Source organism: Labrys wisconsinensis (assembly GCF_030814995.1).
Lineage (GTDB): Bacteria > Pseudomonadota > Alphaproteobacteria > Rhizobiales > Labraceae > Labrys > Labrys wisconsinensis.
In genome coordinates, this window is sequence record NZ_JAUSVX010000008.1 from 233,210 (window position 1) to 248,235 (window position 15,026).

Here is a 15,026-nt window from a genome sequence, read left to right on the forward strand (position 1 = left end):
GTCGGGAAGGCGCCTATTGGCGATAGTGCTGGATGCGCGTGGTGCGCAGCCCCGCCAGGCCGTGGCGGTCGATGGAGGCTTGCCAGCCCAGGAACTCCTCCGTGGTCAGGGTGTAGCGGCTGCACGCCTCATCGAGGCTGAGGAGCCCGCCCCGCACGGCCGCGACCACCTCGGCCTTGCGGCGAATGACCCAGCGTTGCGTACCGGGGGGAGGCAGATCGGCGATCGTCAGCGGACTGCCGTCCGGTCCGATCACGTATTTGACCCGAGGACGAAGGGGTTCGGTCATGGGATACGCTCATACAACTCGACTGACCTAGTCGAAGAAGAGCGTAAAGAGGCCCGCTTAAAATTTGCTGAAGGGAAAATGTCGCATTCGAAGCATCCCGGGTTGGCCGGCAAGTGCTTGGCTCGAAAAGCATTTTCTCGAAGGCGCATGGCCCTGCCCCAAGCCCCGTTCCGCTTGCGGCAGGCGGCGCCCGAGCCGCCGGCAGCGGGTCACGAGGCGGACTTGCGCAGGGTCTTGACCTTGTCGAGGGCGACCGAGATGTCGCCGATCTTGAGCAGCGGTGTATCGCCGGAGAGGTCGACGGCGTCGACCTTGCCGGAGATCTCGGTGGAGACGGCGACCGGCTGGCCGGCGGCGTCCACGGCGTCGATCTTCAGCTTGTAGGAGCCGGCGCTGTAGAGCGATCCGTCGCCGCCCCGTCCGTCCCAGACGAAGCTGCCGGCGCCGGCGTCGAGCGAACGGGTTGCGGTGTAGACGGTCGCGCCCGTGCTGGCGTCGATGACGCTGAAGGTCGCCTTGGCCGCGGGCTTCGCGGCGTTCAGCGTCCAGGCCGCCTTGCCCGCGGCGAGGGTGGTCACCGAGCCGTCGGCGGTGATCTCGGCCCCGAGATAGCCGGCCGAGGCGGAGACGATGCCGGCGGCGTTGGCCGAGACCAGGGTGGTCAGGAGATCGTTGGTCCGAAGCTGCTGCTCCACCGAGGAGAACTGCACGAGCTGGGAGGTGAACTGGTTGGTGTCGAGCGGATCCAGCGGGTTCTGGTTCTGCAGCTGCGTGGTCAGGAGCTGCAGGAACGTGTCGAAATTGCCGGCGATGGTCTGCTTCGCATTCGTCTGGCTGGCCGCGAGGGCTCCAGAGGAGGAAGAGGAAACGCTCGTCATGATGGGGCCCCCCTAGAGCATTTTCCGGTGAACCGGCATTCGGTTCGACTTAAGAAAATGCGTAAAAACAAAGAGATAGAGAGTGCGATCGATTCAACTTGAAACGATCACACTCTAGACGCTGATGTCGAGGCCGCCGCGGCGGCCGAGAATGCTGGCATAGGCCGCGACCCGCGGCGAGCTCGGGCGCGGCGTCTCACCCGTGCCGCCGTCGGCGACGAAGGGCTGCGCCTGGCGCTGGCTGCCCTGGTCGCGCCCGGCGAAACCCTGCGGATTCTGGCCGGGATCGCGCAGATTGAACTGCAGCGAGCCCTGGTCGGTCTTGAAGCCGGCGCTGTTCAGCGCCCGCTCCAGCGCACGAGAATCGCGCTGCAGCAGGTCGAGCGTGTCCATCCGCTCGACGGTGAGGGTGGTGGTGGCCGCTCCGGTGGAATCGTCGATGGCGAGGTGGACGTCGATGCGGCCGAGCTCGGGCGGATCGAGCCGGATCTGGAAGCGGCTCTCGCCGTCCTTGGCTCGCGCCGCGACGGTGACCGCGACCTGGGGCAGCGAGGCGACGAGGACGGGCGAGGGCGCCGGCGCCGGGGGAGCCGGTGTCGCCGGTCGCGCCGCCTCCGCCGGGGCGGGCGTGGCGGCCGGCTGGTCCGAGGGCGCCGCGGCGGCATCCTTCGCGGCGGCATGCAGGGCGGCCGCGTCCTTGGCCTCCTTGCCGGCGTCCGCCGCCGGCGGGGTCTTGCCGGCCGGATCGGCCTCGTCCGCATCGGCCTTGCCGGCATCGGGCTTGGCCGGGTCCGCCTTGCCGCCGAGCGCCGCCTGCTGGGGATCGAACGGCTTGGCGCCCGCCTTGCCGGCCGGCGTTCCGGCCGGGGCGGCAGCGGTTTCGCCGGCGGCGACGGGCAGGGTCGCCGCGAGCGCGGCTGCCGCATTGGTGGCCGTCACCGCGCCGGGCCTGACGATGGTGCCGGCCGTCGCCGCGGTCTCGACGACCGGCACCGCGGCCTGGACGGCGAGGGCGGCGGCCATGCCGGGCGAGGCGGCGGCGTCGGGCGTCGCCGCGGCGGGTGCCGGCGCGTCGCCGGCCGCGCTGCCGTCCGCATCGTCGGCATCCGCGGTCTCGGACGCCGCGCCCGGCTGCGCCGGCGGGTGGCGGGCCTTGCTCCGCTCCGCCCGGGCGACCGGAGCGGCCGCATCCTGCGCCGCCTCCGGCGCCGATGGCCGGTCCCGCGCCGCCACGTCCGTCGACTGGCCGAGCAGGTCGGCGAAGGCGGACGAAGCCGTCGGCCCGGCCGGCTTGCGGCGCGGCCGGGCCTGCGGGACCGAGAGATCGGAAAGGGCGTCGGGAGCAGTCAAACGGCGGCCTCGGCAACGGGACCGCACGAGGCGGGTCGTGGGCAGCAGAGCAAGACGCGTACCATCTCGTGCCCGATTCATGATCTTTATTTTTCAATATATTGCGTGTGGTTTTTCATAGAAAAAGCGAGGGCCGGGTCGGCGCATCCTGCCGCCTGGCGGCAGTTCTTGCCGGGGCGGACCGTCCATTCGCGCCGCCGGCAGCAGGGCGCCGCGCCCCTCCATGCGTCGACGACCGGCGGCCGCGCGGAGGGCGTTAACCAATTCGAAACCAAGGACCGGGCAATTCTTGCCTAGCGGCCGGCGTCGGGCCGAGGGGCTCGCCGAAACCGGATGGTGTTCCGGCGCCCGGCCCGGGCTTTTCGACAAGGCTCCGGAAGTCTGCGGAATCGTCCGGCCGGCGCACGGGCGGCGGTCCGCAGGTGCCGATCTCAGCGTGTGAGGCGTGGCGTGCAGGGGTTGCTGGAGATTCTCAAGCGATTCGGTCCGGGCCGGCTGGCGGCGATGGGCGCGGTCACGCTCGTGCTGGTCGGCTTCTTCGGCTTCGTCATCATGCGCTTCAGCCAGCCGCAGATGGCGCCGCTGTTCACCGATCTCGACGTCAGGGACTCGGCGGCGATCGTCAAGTCGCTGGAGGCGGCCGGCGTCACCTACGAGCTCAGCGCCGACGGCGCCACCATCGCCGTGCCGCGCGACCGGGTGGCGCGCCTGCGCATGACGCTGGCCCAGGACGGCCTGCCATCGGGCGGGGGCATCGGCTACGAGATCTTCGACAAGGGCGACAGCCTCTCGGCCACCAGCTTCGTGCAGAACATCAACCAGCTGCGCGCCCTGGAGGGCGAGCTGGCGCGCACCATCCGCGGCATCGACCGGGTCGAGCAGGCCCGCGTCCACCTGGTGATCCCGGAGCGCTCGCTGTTCCAGCGCGACCGCGAGCCGCCGTCCGCCTCGATCGTCCTCAAGGTGCGCGGCGGCCTCGAGCCGGGGCAGATCCGCGCCATCCGCCATCTCGTCGCCACCGCGGTCGAGGGGCTGAAGCCGGACCGTGTCTCCATCGTCGACGAATCCGGCGCGCTCCTGGCCGACGGCGCCGGCACGGCCCAGCCCGAAGGCGGCGCCGACGAGCGCCAGGTCGCCTATGAGCGGCGTCTTTCCGACCAGGTGCAGCGCATCGTCGAGAGCGTGGTCGGGACCGGGCGCGCCCGGGTGCAGGTGGCGGCCGAGCTCGACTACAACCGCATCACCCAGACCCAGGACCTCTACGACCCCGACAGCAAGGTGGTGCGCTCCACCCAGACCCGCGAGGAGAGCAGCGCCATCGCCCAGCGCGACCAGGGCGTGACGGTCGGCAACGAGCTGCCCAACGCCACGGCGAACCAGGCCACCACCGGCCAGGACCTGACCAAGAAGACCGAGGAGACCATCAATTACGAGATCTCCCGCACCACCAAGACCGAGACCATCGATGCCGGGCGGGTGAAGCGCATCTCGGTGGCGGTCCTGGTCGACGGCCTCTACGGCAAGGATGCCAGCGGCACGCTCGCCTATGCCCCACGCGCCAAGGACGACCTCGACCGCATCGCCGCGCTGGTGCGCTCGGCGATCGGCTACGACCAGCAGCGCGGCGACCAGGTCGAGGTGGTCAACCTGCGCTTCGCCGACGCGCCGCTCACGGCCGACCTCGCCTCGGACCAGGGCTGGCTGAGCTTTCTCGCCTTCAGCAAGGGCGATGTGATGCAGCTCGCCGAGCTCGGCGTCCTCGCCATCCTGTCGCTCCTGGTGCTGCTGTTCGCGGTGCGGCCGCTGATCCGGCGCATCGTCTCGCCGGAGACGCCTGACGCGAAGGCGGGCGGCGCGGTCGCGGTGATAGCCGGCGCATCCGCGGCGGTCGAGACGTCGGGCCTGCCCGCGGTGGTGCCGCCCCAGGATCCGAGCCCGACGCTGCAGCTGCTCGAAGTCGCCCAGGTCAACGGCACCATCCAGCAGAAGTCGGTCGAGCGCATCGGCGAGCTGGTCGAACGCAACCCGGGCGAGACCCTGTCCCTGATCCGGACCTGGCTCGCCGAGCCGACGCATTGAGGGGGATGCGATGGCGCCGGTGCCGATCAAGAGCGACCCGACCCGCAAGTTCTCCGAGAACACGCGCGTGCTGCGCGGCGCCGAGCGCGCCGCCATGCTGATGCTGCTGCTCGGCGACAAATATGGCGGCTCCGTCTGGCTCGGCCTCGACGACGACGAGGTGCGCGAGATCTCCATCGCCATGTCGCATCTCGGCGCGCTGGAGGCCGAGGCCATCGAGATGTTCATGCTGGAATTCGTCGGCCAGATGTCGGCCTCCGGCGCGATGATGGGCAATTTCGAGAACACCGAGCGCCTGCTCCAGACCTATCTGCCGCCCGAGCGGGTGGTGCAGATCATGGAGGAGATCCGTGGCCCCGCCGGCCGCAACATGTGGGAGAAGCTCTCCAACGTGCAGGACCATGTGCTGGCCAACTATCTCAAGAACGAATATCCGCAGACCGTCGCGGTGGTGCTGACCAAGGTGCGCCAGGAGCAGGCGGCGCGGGTGCTGTCGATCCTGCCGGAGGAGTTCGCCCTCGACGTGGTCGCGCGCATGCTGCGCATGGAGAGCGTGCAGAAGGAGGTGCTCGAGCGCGTCGAGCAGACGCTGCGCGTCGAGTTCATGTCGAACCTCAACCAGACGCACCGGCGCGATCCGCACGAATTGATCGCCGGCATCTTCAACGCCTTCGACCGCCAGACCGAGACGCGCTTCATCACCGCGCTGGAGGAGGCCAACCGCCACAGCGCCGAGCGGATCAAGGCGCTGATGTTCACCTTCGACGACCTGATGAAGCTCGATCCGGCGGCGGTGCAGACGCTGCTGCGCTCGGTCGACCGCGACAAGCTCGCCATCGCCCTCAAGGGCGCCTCGGAGACGGCGCGCAGCTTCTTCCTCTCCAACATGTCGGTCCGGGCCGGCAAGCTCCTGCAGGACGACATGCAGGCGATGGGACCGGTGCGCCTGCGCGACGTCGACGAGGCGCAGGCCATCCTCGTCTCCACCGCCAAGGACCTGGCCGCCAAGGGCGAGATCATGATCGCCAAGAACGGCGCCGACGACGAGCTGGTGTACTGATGCGCAACCGCTTCGCCCCCGCCCCGACGACGCCGCGCCGCGGCTCCGCTGCCCGGCCTCACCGGCGGAGGACGCCGTGAGCCCGCGCGCGAAATTCCTGTTCGACGAGGATTTCGGCGCGCCGAAGGCGCCGCCGGCGCCGGCCGAGCCGGCGCTGCCGCTCGCCGAGCACCGGGCGGCGCTGCGCCAGGCGGAGGAGGTGGCCTTCCTGCGCGGCGTGGCCGAGGGCAGGCGCCAGAGCGAGGCCGACGAGGCCGCCCGCCTCGCCGCCTCGATGCAGCGCCTGGCGCTGCATTTCGGCGAGGCCGCTGGCCGCTTCGTCGAGATCGCCGCGCGCACCGAGCAGCAGGCGGCGGCGCTCGCCTTCGCCCTGGCGCGCAAGCTCGCCGGCGCGCTCCTGGACAAGCATCCGCTGGCGCCGGTGGAGGCGCTGGCGCGCTCGGTCTTCGCCCATCTCAGAGCCACGCCGCACGCCGTGGTGCGGGTGAATGCCGGGCTGGTCGAGGCGGTCAAGCCGCGTCTCGACGCCATCGCCCGCGAGGCCGGCTTTGCCGGCACCATCGTGGTGCTGGGCGAGCCCGACATCGCCATCGGCGACGCCCGCGTCGAATGGGCCGACGGCGGCGCCGTGCGCGAGGCCGCGGCGCTCGAGGCGGTGCTGGACGACGCCGTCCGCCGCCATCTCGATCCGACATCCAGCCGGGAGGAGCAGAGCCGATGAGCACCGACAAGCCCGGAATGAAGGAGATGAACCTGCCCCATCTCACCGACGAGATCGACGTGATGGCACCCGGCGGTGAAGGCCAGGCCTATCCGGAAGAGGGGCAGGCGCGTGGGGCCGCCGACCTCGAAAGCGTGTTCGACGTGCCGGTCAAGGTCTCGGCCGTGCTGGGGCGGGCGCGCATGGGCGTCGGCGACCTGCTCAAGCTCGGGCCCGGCTCGGTGCTGGAGCTCGACCGCAAGGTCGGCGAAGCCATCGACATCTATGTCAACGACCGTCTCGTGGCGCGCGGCGAGGTCGTCCTCGTCGAGGACAAGCTCGGCGTCACGATGACCGAAATCCTGAAAGGCGAGAAGTAAGCCATGAAACTCCTGATCGCCGGTACGCTCAAGGGCCAGCTCACCGCCGCCACCAAGATCGCCATGGACCGCGGCGCCTCGGTCACCCACGTGCCCGACGTGGAGGGGACGCTGCGCCATCTCAGGGCCGGACGCGGCGCCGACCTCCTGATGGTCGACGTCACGCTCGACATCCGCGGGCTCGTGGCGCGCCTGGAGGCCGAGCGCATCCATATCCCGCTCGTCGCCTGCGGCGTCGACAACGACGCCCGGGCGGCGGTGGCGGCCATCCATGCCGGCGCCAAGGAATATATCCCGCTGCCGCCCGACCCGGAGCTGATCGGGGCGATCCTGGCCGCCGTCGCCGGCGACAGCGAGGAGTTCGTGGTGCGCGACGAGGCGATGCAGGCGGTGGTCCGCCTCGCCGGCCAGATCGCCCCCTCCGACGCCTCGATCCTGATCACCGGCGAGAGCGGCACCGGCAAGGAGGTGCTGGCGCGCCATGTCCACGGAAGGTCCGCCCGAAAGGGCAAGCCCTTCGTCTGCGTCAACTGCGCTGCGATTCCCGAGAACCTCCTGGAAAGCGAGCTGTTCGGCCACGAGAAGGGCGCCTTCACCGGCGCCGTGGCGCGGCGCATCGGCAAGTTCGAGGAGGCGGACGGCGGCACGCTGCTGCTCGACGAGATTTCGGAGATGGACGTGCGCCTGCAGGCCAAGCTGCTGCGCGCCATCCAGGAGCGGGTGATCGACCGCGTCGGCGGCGCCAAGCCCGTGCCGGTCGACATCCGCATCCTCGCCACCTCCAACCGCAACCTCGCCGAGGAGGTGAAGAAGGGCACGTTCCGCGAGGACCTGCTCTACCGCCTCAACGTGGTGAATCTGAAGATCCCGGCGCTACGCGACCGGCCGCAGGACATCCTGGAGCTCGCCGGCCATTTCGCCCGCAAATATGCGCAGGCCAACAGCCTGCCGGCGCGGCCCCTGTCGGCCGAGGTGCGCAAGAGCCTGATGGCGGCGCCCTGGCCCGGCAATGTGCGCGAGCTGGAGAACGCCATGCACCGGGCGGTGCTGCTCGCCACCGGCCCGGAGATCGGCCCGGAAGCGCTGCGCGCGCCCGACGGCGCGGCCATGGACAGCCTGGCGCTGAGCCGCGGCCTGGCGGCCCAGGCCGCGGCCACGGCCGAGGCGCTGTCGCGCTCCTTCATCGGCCGGACGGTGGCCGACGTCGAGCGCGACCTGATCCTGCAGACGCTGGACCATTGCCTGGGCAACCGCACCCACGCCTCCAACATCCTCGGGATCTCGATCCGCACCCTGCGCAACAAGCTCAACCTGTACAGCGACGAGGGCCACCGCATCCCGCCGCCGCCGGGCGGAGAGGCGCGCGTGGCGGGGTTCTACTAGCGACTGCGAACCGACCCGGGTCGCCCCCGGCATCCCGGCACCCTCGTGCTCGCTGGTCCGGGCACGCGGAGGCACGGCTCAGGGGGCGCCGACATCCCTCGTCAAGGGCTCAGTCCGTCCATCCAGTGGCTGTCCGTCAGCCGATGCGAACACTCCGTCACGGTGATCAGGGCCGCGTCGGGGGACTGGATGGGGTCGGCCTCCGAGGGCAGGCAGACAAAGGCCTGCCCGTCGTAACCGTAGAAAACGGCCCGGCAGGTCACCAGCGAGCGGATCAGCACCCCCCGCTCGTCGAAAGGGTCGCCGCACGCCAGCAAGAGTTTTCGCAGGGTCACGGGATCGCTGATCCCGGCGACTTCGGCATAGCCGTAGGAGATCTCGGGCGGGATGCAGGGTTCCGATACCTCGTCCTTGTGCCGTATCGCGAACAGCGCCGGGTCTTCCGACAGATGAGACAGGATGAGGTCGGCGATCGGCTCTATGCAGGCCCTCAGCCGGGCATCCACGGTCGCCCGGTCTGCGCCGGCGGGAAGGTTCGGCTGCACGAGGTAAAGCTTCATGCCGACAGGCTATCCCGTTGCGGGCCGTCCGCAAGGGACCAATGCAGCTCGCAGCTCGATCGGCCGCATCCTCCACGCCGAGTCGCTTCGGCGTTTTTTCCCAGGCAACATCCCGGCACGAGCCCGATGCACAGGGAGCAGGCATCGCATGAGCATCCCGACCGACTACCCCTTCGATTTCGATCCGACCTACGGCTTCGGGGTCGATCAGCTTCGCGCGATAAGGCCGCCTCGGGCGCCATCGAACTTCGATGCGTTCTGGCGCGCGCGCCATGTCGCCGCGCTCGGCGTCGATCCGCAGCCGCAGCTCGGCGAGAGCGGGTCCAGCCATCCCAACTGGCACGTCCACGACGTCATCTATACCTCGACCGGCGACTTCCGGATCGGCGGCTGGCTCCTGCTGCCGCGAGAGGGAAGGGTGAGGCGCGGCCTCGTCGTCGGCCATGGCTATGGCGGGCGTGACCAGCCGGATTTCGACATTCCGGTCGAGGAGACGGCCGTGCTGTTTCCCTGTTTCCGCGGACTCTCGCGCAGCAGCCGTCCGCCGATTTCCAGCGATCCTGCCTGGCACGTGCTCGACGGCATCGACAAGCCGGAGCGCTATATCCTCGGCGGCTGCGTCGAGGATCTCTGGCTGGCCGTCTCGGTTCTGATCAGGCTCTATCCCGAGCTCGACGGACGGGTCGGCTATGCCGGCCTCAGCTTCGGCGGCGGCATCGGCGCGCTGGCGATCCCTTTCGACCAACGCATCGATCGCGGCCATCTCACCGTGCCGACTTTCGGCAACATGCCGCTCTGGCTGACCCTGCCGACCGTCGGCAGCGGCCATTCCGTCCAGGCCTATCGGAAGACGCATGCGGACGTGATCGAGACTCTCAGCCTCTTCGACGCGGCGACGGCGGCCGCGCGCATTCGGGTGCCCATGCTCCTTGCCGTCGCCCGCTTCGATCCGGCGGTGGCGCCACCCTGCCAGTTTTCGATCGCCAATGCGCTGCCGACGTCAAATCATCATGAAACCGTCATCCTGGATGCAGGCCATTTCGACTATCCCGGCAGCGAGGAGCAGCACGCGCTGCTCTCGGAGAAGGTCAGGCGATTCTTCAGGGCGACATGAGGCGAGACTATCGGCGCTGGTATAGTCCGCGACTTCAGCGGGACATGGAACTGCTGATCTTCGGCCATGCCGGCGCGAAGGTGCTGATGTTCCCGACGCGGGACGGCCGCTTCTGGGAATACGAGACGCTCAACGTCGTCGGCAGCCTCGCCGACAAGGTCAGTGCCGGGCACCTGCAGCTCTATTGCATCGAGGGGCTGGCGCGGGAGAGCTTCTATGACGCAGGCCGTCATCCCGCCGACCGCATCCGCCGGCACGGCGCCTTCGAGGACTACATCCTCAACGAAGTGCTGCCGCTGATGGCCTCGACCAATCCCCACGATTGCACGATGGCGATGGGTTGCAGCCTCGGCGCCTTCCAGGCCGCCAGCCTCGTCTTCCGGCATCCGCACCTCTTCCGCAAGCTGGTCGCCTTTTCCGGTCGCTATGATCTGACGATGACGGTGGAAAGCTTCGGCGACCTGTTCGACGGCTATTACGGCGATGACGTCTACTTCCACACGCCGACGCATTTCCTGCCCGGCCTCACCTGCGCATGGCGGCTGGAAAAGCTGCGCCAGCTCGACATCGTCCTGGCCATCGGCAAGGCCGACCCTTTTCTCGACAACAACCGCCACCTCAGCCGCCTCCTCGACGACAAGGGCGTCCACCATCGATTGCATGTCTGGGATGGACGGGCCCATCGCGCCGGCGCGTGGCGAAAGATGGCGGCCCTGTACATCTGAGCCGCCGCCTGCTCGTGCTCTCGGGTTGACAGCGCACGCCGTCCTGCATCAGTCTTGCCCATAGGGCCGATGCACCCGCCGCCTGCGCCCCTCGGGGATGGTGAACGTATCGATCTTTTCCAACGCCCTCGCCATTGGCGAACGGGTCGGCAAGGCAGGCACCGATCTCATCCGTTCGCCGATGAAGAGGTGCTCCCATGCGCGATTTCCGCGATGCGAAGGCCATGGCGCATGCCCTGCGCGAGGCCCTGAAGGCCAAGGCCGTCGAAACCACCCACAGCGAATGCCTGGAGCTGATCGCCAAGGCGTTCGGCTTCGACAATTGGAACATCCTGTCCGCCAGGATCGACGCGGCGGCGCGCGAGCATTCGCCCGTCGAACAGTCGAGCCCGGCGCCCCGGCGGACCCTGCACTGCTCCTTCTGCGGGAAGAGCCAGCACGACGTGCGCAAGCTGGTTGCCGGGCCCGCCGTGTTCATCTGCGACGAGTGCATCGAGCTGTGCAACGAGTTCGTGGAAGACCCGCTCGGTGACGAGGACCTCGCCCGCCTGATGCAATGGGACGCCGAGACGGCCGGCGCTCTGTCCACCGAAGAACTGGCGCATTACGTGGAGCGCGGCAGGAAGGGCGTGGAGCGCAACCGGCTCACCCTGCAGGGCACCCAGCGAAAACTCGCCCTCAGGGATGGCGAGGTCCCGGCGGACGACGACATCCTGGCGCTGCCCCGCCTGGCCTATCTGAAGACCAGGACACGCGAGGAGCTTCTGGCGCTGCAGCAGGCCGCGCAGTTCCAGCTGAGCCGCCATGAAGAGGCCTTGCGCCTGGCGACGGCCGCGCTGGGTGCACGAAAGCACGAGCAACGATAGCGGGCAGAGGGGGCTCATCGGAGCGCCTCCTCCGCGGTGCGGAGGGGGTTGCCGCCTCGTTCCGGAGATCGCCGCCATCGAAACGGCTTGACGATGAGAGCATATGCTCTTACTTCTTCGTCAATAGGAGCATATGCTCTTAATTTTCGAAGGAACGAAGCCATGAGCCAGGCCGATATTCTCGTCAGCGGCGCGACCGGTCGGACCGGCGGGGCCGCCATCGACACCCTGCTGGCGATGGGACGGCGCGTCCGTGCCTATGTGCGGTCGGATGACGAACGGGCGGCTGCCCTCAGGCAGCGCGGGGTCGAGATCGCCGTCGGCGATTTCAGCGACATCGATGCCATTCGTGCGGCCATGGCGGGCATCCGCTCGGCCTATTTCCTGCATCCGATCGCACCGGGGATCATCGGCGCCGCCGCCTATTTCGCGCAGGCCGCGAAGGAGGCGGGCGTCACGGCGATCGTCAACATGTCGCAGATCTCGGCGCGGCGAGAATCGAGGAGCCACGCCGCCCGGGACCACTGGGTTTCCGAGCGGGTGTTCGACTGGTCGGGCGTCGCGACGACGCATCTGCGTCCCACCTTCTTCGCCGAATGGCTCGTCTACCCGCATTTCGCCAAGGAGATCTGGGCCCGGAAGAGGATCGAGTTTCCCTTCGAGAACGGGCGTCACGCCCCGATCAGCGCCGACGACCAGGGACGGGTCATCGCCCACCTTCTGGCCGATCCCGCCGGCCATGCGAGCAAGATCTACACCCTCCATGGTCCGGTCGAGATGAACCATGCCGAGATCGCCGCCGCCATGAGCGACGTGCTCGGCGCAACGATCGCGTACGCGCCGACCTCGATCGAGGAATTTCGCCGGAAGATGGAGAGCGTCTACAAGTTCCCGCCCTTCCTGGTGCAGCACCTCGTCGAAGTCGCCCAGAACTACCGGGAGGGCATCTTCGCCGGCACCAACGACGTCGTTGAGGAGATCACCGGAACGCCGGCGCTGTCGGTCCGGGCCTTCATCGAGAAGCACCGGGCGGCGTTCGCCTGACGGAGACGCCCGGTTTCGGGCCATGCAACGAGAGGGCCAGGGATGCCGCCGATCGACCAGCCGCTCGGGATCGACCAATGCAACTGCTTCGCCATGCGGAAGGCGGCCCGGCAGATCTCCCGTTTCTATGACGCCCAGCTCGAGCCCACGGGCTTGCGGATCACGCAATTTCTCACCCTGGCGGCCTTGAACGAGTTGGGAAACGCTGCGGTCAACGCCCTGGCCGAACGGCTCGACATCGAACGGACGGCGATGGGGAAAATGGTCGGCTTCCTGGAGCGCGACGGCCTGGTCGCGGTCAAGCCGTCGCCCACCGACGGCCGGAGCCGCCTGGTCGAGCTCACCGAGGAGGGGCGCCGCCTGCATGAGAAAGCCTCCCCGTTCTGGCGGGAAGCGCAGCGGCAGTTCGCGCAACTGAACGGAGCGGACAACGTCGCAGCCCTGCGGCAAGGACTCGCGGAGATGACGGTCGGCGATCTGCCGCCCGGACCGTCCGACGCGTGAGCGCCGTCTCGTTCGATCTTCCATCTCGAAGGTTCGACCGCTCGCCCCGGAGGCAAGGCCCGGGCCGGCAGACGATCGGTCGAAGGGATCCAGCCAAACGAAAGGAAATCCTATGTCGAAGACATGGTTCGTCACCGGCGCGAGCAGCGGCTTTGGACGGGAGCTCGCCGCGCTTCTGCTTCAGCGCGGGGACCGGGTCGCCGCCACGGTTCGCAAGGCCGACGCCCTCCAGGACCTGGCGGCCGAGCACGGCGAGCGCCTTTGGGTCGCCATCCTCGATGTCACGGACGGCGCCGGCGTCCGCAAGGTCATCGACCGCGCTTTCGCCGAGCTGCGGCGGATCGACGTCGTCGTCAGCAACGCCGGCTATGCCCTGCTCGGCGCGGCCGAAGAGGTCGGAGACGCACAGATCGAGCGTCAGATCGACACCAACCTGCTCGGCTCGATCCAGGTCGCCCGTGCAGCCATCCCGCATCTGCGGCAGCAGGGCGGCGGGCGGATCATCCAGATCTCGTCGTCTGTCGGGCAGGCGGCCTATCCGACGTTGGGCGTCTACGCCGCCACCAAATGGGGCGTTGAAGGATTCTTCGAAGGCACGATCCCGGAGGTCGCTCCCTTCGGCATCGAGGTGACGCTGGTCGAGCCAGGGGCGTCGCGGACGAATTTCGCCACCTCCAGCGCGGATGCCGCTGACGCCCTGAAGGTCTATGATCAGACGCCTGCCGGTGATTTCCGCCGCATGGTCGCATCCGCCGGCCTCGCGATGTTCCCGGGCGACCCGCGCAAGGTCGCATCGGCAATCATCGCATCCGCGGACCAGAGCCCGGCGCCAAAGCGGCTGACGCTGGGCAGTGACGCCTATGCGCTCGTCCATGCGGCGCTGACGGAGCGTCTTGCTGCCTTGGAAGCGCAGAAGGCGCTGGCTCACTCGACCGATGTCGGCGCGTAAGGGCTTGCGCCGCATCTGGAAACCCCTCTCCCGTGCGGGAGAGGGGCACGCTGCCTCGGCTCAGTTGTTCGAGAATGGACCCTCTGCAGGGTCTCCCGAACTTGATTGCACCATCCGCGTCCGCTGACGAGCCGATCCAGGCAGGGCGGCGTTCACCCCCAGCGCTTCGCGCAGGCGACGCAGACGACCACCGCCGCGGCCACCGCCCAGATCGCCCAGCCCACCGGCTCGTGCAGCAGGAGGGCCGCGAGGGCGAGGCCGAGGAAGGGCTGGAGCAGCTGCAGCTGGCCGACCGCGGCGATGCCGCCCAGCGCCAGGCCGCGATACCAGAAGACGAAGCCGATCAGCATCGAGAACAGCGAGACATAGGCCAGCGCTGCGAGGGCGGGCCAGCCGACGCTGCTCCAGGCCGGCGGCTCCAGGACCATGGCCAGCGGCAGCATCAGCGGCAGGGCGATCACCAGGGCCCAGGAGATCACCTGCCAGCCGCTGCGCCGGCGCGACAGCCGGGCGCCTTCGGCATAGCCGAGGCCGCAGACCAGGATGGCGGCGAGCATCAGCGCGTCGCCGATCCCGGCGCCGCCGCCGCCCTGGGCGAGGGCGAAGCCGGCAACCGCGGCGCTGCCGGCGATCGAGAACAGCCAGAAGGCCGGCTTCGGCCGCTCGCCGCCGCGCAGCACGCCGAAGACGGCCGTGGCCAGCGGCAACAGGCCGATGAAGACGATGGCATGGGCCGAGGTGATGCTGCGCAGCGCCAGCGCCGTGAGCAGGGGAAAGCCGACGACCACGCCGAGCGCCACGACGACGAGCGACAGGATTTCGGCGCCCGAGGGCAAGCCGGGCGCCTGGCGGCCGAAGGCCTCGCCCCGGCGCAGGCGGCGCAGGCTGACCGGGTTCCAGCGCATGTGGAGATTGAGCACCAGCAGCAGCGCCCCGCCGAGCAGGCCGGCGATGGCGGCGCGGGCCGCGGTCAGGAACAGCGGGTCGAGCTGCGCCACCGCCACGCGGGTGGCCGGCAGCGAGCCGCTGAAGATCAGCACTCCCACGAACCCGTGCGTCCAGCCGGTCAGCCTGTCGTCCATCGCTTCGTCCTCCTGCCCGGACCCTAGACGGAGCAGCCCTGGCGCCGACAGACACAATCCAGT

At 69.1% G+C, this 15,026-nt stretch carries 16 protein-coding genes; 11 read left to right on the top strand and 5 right to left on the bottom strand.

Going from position 1 to position 15,026, the window contains the following annotated elements:
• Positions 1 to 13: 13 nt before the first annotated feature.
• The 3 genes from sciP to QO011_RS21525 form a co-directional block, all read right to left on the bottom strand.
• Positions 14 to 289: a CtrA inhibitor SciP gene (gene sciP / locus QO011_RS21515; RefSeq protein ID WP_307276183.1), complete on the bottom strand. Its 276-nt coding sequence runs from the start codon at positions 287 to 289 to the stop codon at positions 14 to 16.
• A gap of 209 nt (positions 290 to 498) precedes the next feature.
• The gene (locus QO011_RS21520; RefSeq protein WP_307276186.1) at positions 499 to 1,167 is read right to left on the bottom strand and encodes a flagellar hook assembly protein FlgD; all 669 of its coding nucleotides are present in this window, start codon (positions 1,165 to 1,167) and stop codon (positions 499 to 501) included.
• A 114-nt stretch (positions 1,168 to 1,281) separates the two neighbouring features.
• Entirely contained in the window at positions 1,282 to 2,517 is a 1,236-nt protein-coding gene (locus tag QO011_RS21525) for a flagellar hook-length control protein FliK (protein WP_307276189.1), read from the bottom strand.
• A gap of 450 nt (positions 2,518 to 2,967) precedes the next feature.
• On the opposite strand from QO011_RS21525, the gene fliF reads away from it, so the two are divergent.
• The 5 genes from fliF to flbD all read left to right on the top strand — a co-directional run bounded on the left by fliF (position 2,968) and on the right by flbD (position 8,119).
• Positions 2,968 to 4,596 (top strand): flagellar basal-body MS-ring/collar protein FliF, encoded by a 1,629-nt coding sequence (gene fliF / locus QO011_RS21530; protein WP_307276192.1) that lies wholly within the window; start codon positions 2,968 to 2,970, stop codon positions 4,594 to 4,596.
• A gap of 10 nt (positions 4,597 to 4,606) precedes the next feature.
• Positions 4,607 to 5,656: a flagellar motor switch protein FliG gene (fliG, locus tag QO011_RS21535; protein ID WP_307276195.1), complete on the top strand. Its 1,050-nt coding sequence runs from the start codon at positions 4,607 to 4,609 to the stop codon at positions 5,654 to 5,656.
• A 76-nt stretch (positions 5,657 to 5,732) separates the two neighbouring features.
• The gene (locus QO011_RS21540) at positions 5,733 to 6,377 is read left to right on the top strand and encodes a FliH/SctL family protein (RefSeq protein WP_307276198.1); all 645 of its coding nucleotides are present in this window, start codon (positions 5,733 to 5,735) and stop codon (positions 6,375 to 6,377) included.
• 62 nt (positions 6,378 to 6,439) lie between these two features.
• Positions 6,440 to 6,736 (top strand): flagellar motor switch protein FliN, encoded by a 297-nt coding sequence (gene fliN / locus QO011_RS21545; RefSeq protein ID WP_307276505.1) that lies wholly within the window; start codon positions 6,440 to 6,442, stop codon positions 6,734 to 6,736.
• A 3-nt stretch (positions 6,737 to 6,739) separates the two neighbouring features.
• Positions 6,740 to 8,119: a sigma-54-dependent transcriptional regulator FlbD gene (gene flbD / locus QO011_RS21550; RefSeq protein WP_307276200.1), complete on the top strand. Its 1,380-nt coding sequence runs from the start codon at positions 6,740 to 6,742 to the stop codon at positions 8,117 to 8,119.
• 101 nt (positions 8,120 to 8,220) lie between these two features.
• On the opposite strand, the gene QO011_RS21555 is transcribed toward flbD, so the two are convergent.
• Complete coding sequence (locus tag QO011_RS21555; RefSeq protein ID WP_307276202.1) at positions 8,221 to 8,679, bottom strand: hypothetical protein; 459 nt, start codon at positions 8,677 to 8,679, stop codon at positions 8,221 to 8,223.
• Between the two features lie 148 nt (positions 8,680 to 8,827).
• Here QO011_RS21555 and QO011_RS21560 point away from each other — a divergent pair, with 148 nt between their 5' ends.
• From QO011_RS21560 to QO011_RS21585, 6 genes are all read left to right on the top strand, one after another.
• Positions 8,828 to 9,793 (top strand): acetylxylan esterase, encoded by a 966-nt coding sequence (locus tag QO011_RS21560; protein ID WP_307276204.1) that lies wholly within the window; start codon positions 8,828 to 8,830, stop codon positions 9,791 to 9,793.
• The gene (locus QO011_RS21565) at positions 9,790 to 10,518 is read left to right on the top strand and encodes an esterase family protein (RefSeq protein ID WP_307276207.1); all 729 of its coding nucleotides are present in this window, start codon (positions 9,790 to 9,792) and stop codon (positions 10,516 to 10,518) included. The genes QO011_RS21560 and QO011_RS21565 overlap by 4 nt, the downstream gene beginning before the upstream one ends.
• Before the next feature lie 197 nt (positions 10,519 to 10,715).
• Positions 10,716 to 11,384: a ClpX C4-type zinc finger protein gene (locus tag QO011_RS42620; RefSeq protein ID WP_307276210.1), complete on the top strand. Its 669-nt coding sequence runs from the start codon at positions 10,716 to 10,718 to the stop codon at positions 11,382 to 11,384.
• Positions 11,385 to 11,546: 162 nt separating this feature from the next.
• Positions 11,547 to 12,428, top strand: coding sequence for an NmrA family NAD(P)-binding protein (locus QO011_RS21575; RefSeq protein ID WP_307276213.1), 882 nt, complete (start codon positions 11,547 to 11,549; stop codon positions 12,426 to 12,428).
• Between the two features lie 42 nt (positions 12,429 to 12,470).
• Positions 12,471 to 12,932: a MarR family winged helix-turn-helix transcriptional regulator gene (locus tag QO011_RS21580; protein WP_307276215.1), complete on the top strand. Its 462-nt coding sequence runs from the start codon at positions 12,471 to 12,473 to the stop codon at positions 12,930 to 12,932.
• Between the two features lie 112 nt (positions 12,933 to 13,044).
• Positions 13,045 to 13,881, top strand: a complete 837-nt coding sequence (locus QO011_RS21585) for an SDR family oxidoreductase (protein ID WP_307276218.1) — start codon at positions 13,045 to 13,047, stop codon at positions 13,879 to 13,881.
• Between the two features lie 152 nt (positions 13,882 to 14,033).
• On the opposite strand, the gene QO011_RS21590 is transcribed toward QO011_RS21585, so the two are convergent.
• Complete coding sequence (locus QO011_RS21590; protein WP_307276221.1) at positions 14,034 to 14,963, bottom strand: DMT family transporter; 930 nt, start codon at positions 14,961 to 14,963, stop codon at positions 14,034 to 14,036.
• Positions 14,964 to 15,026 lie beyond the last annotated feature (63 nt).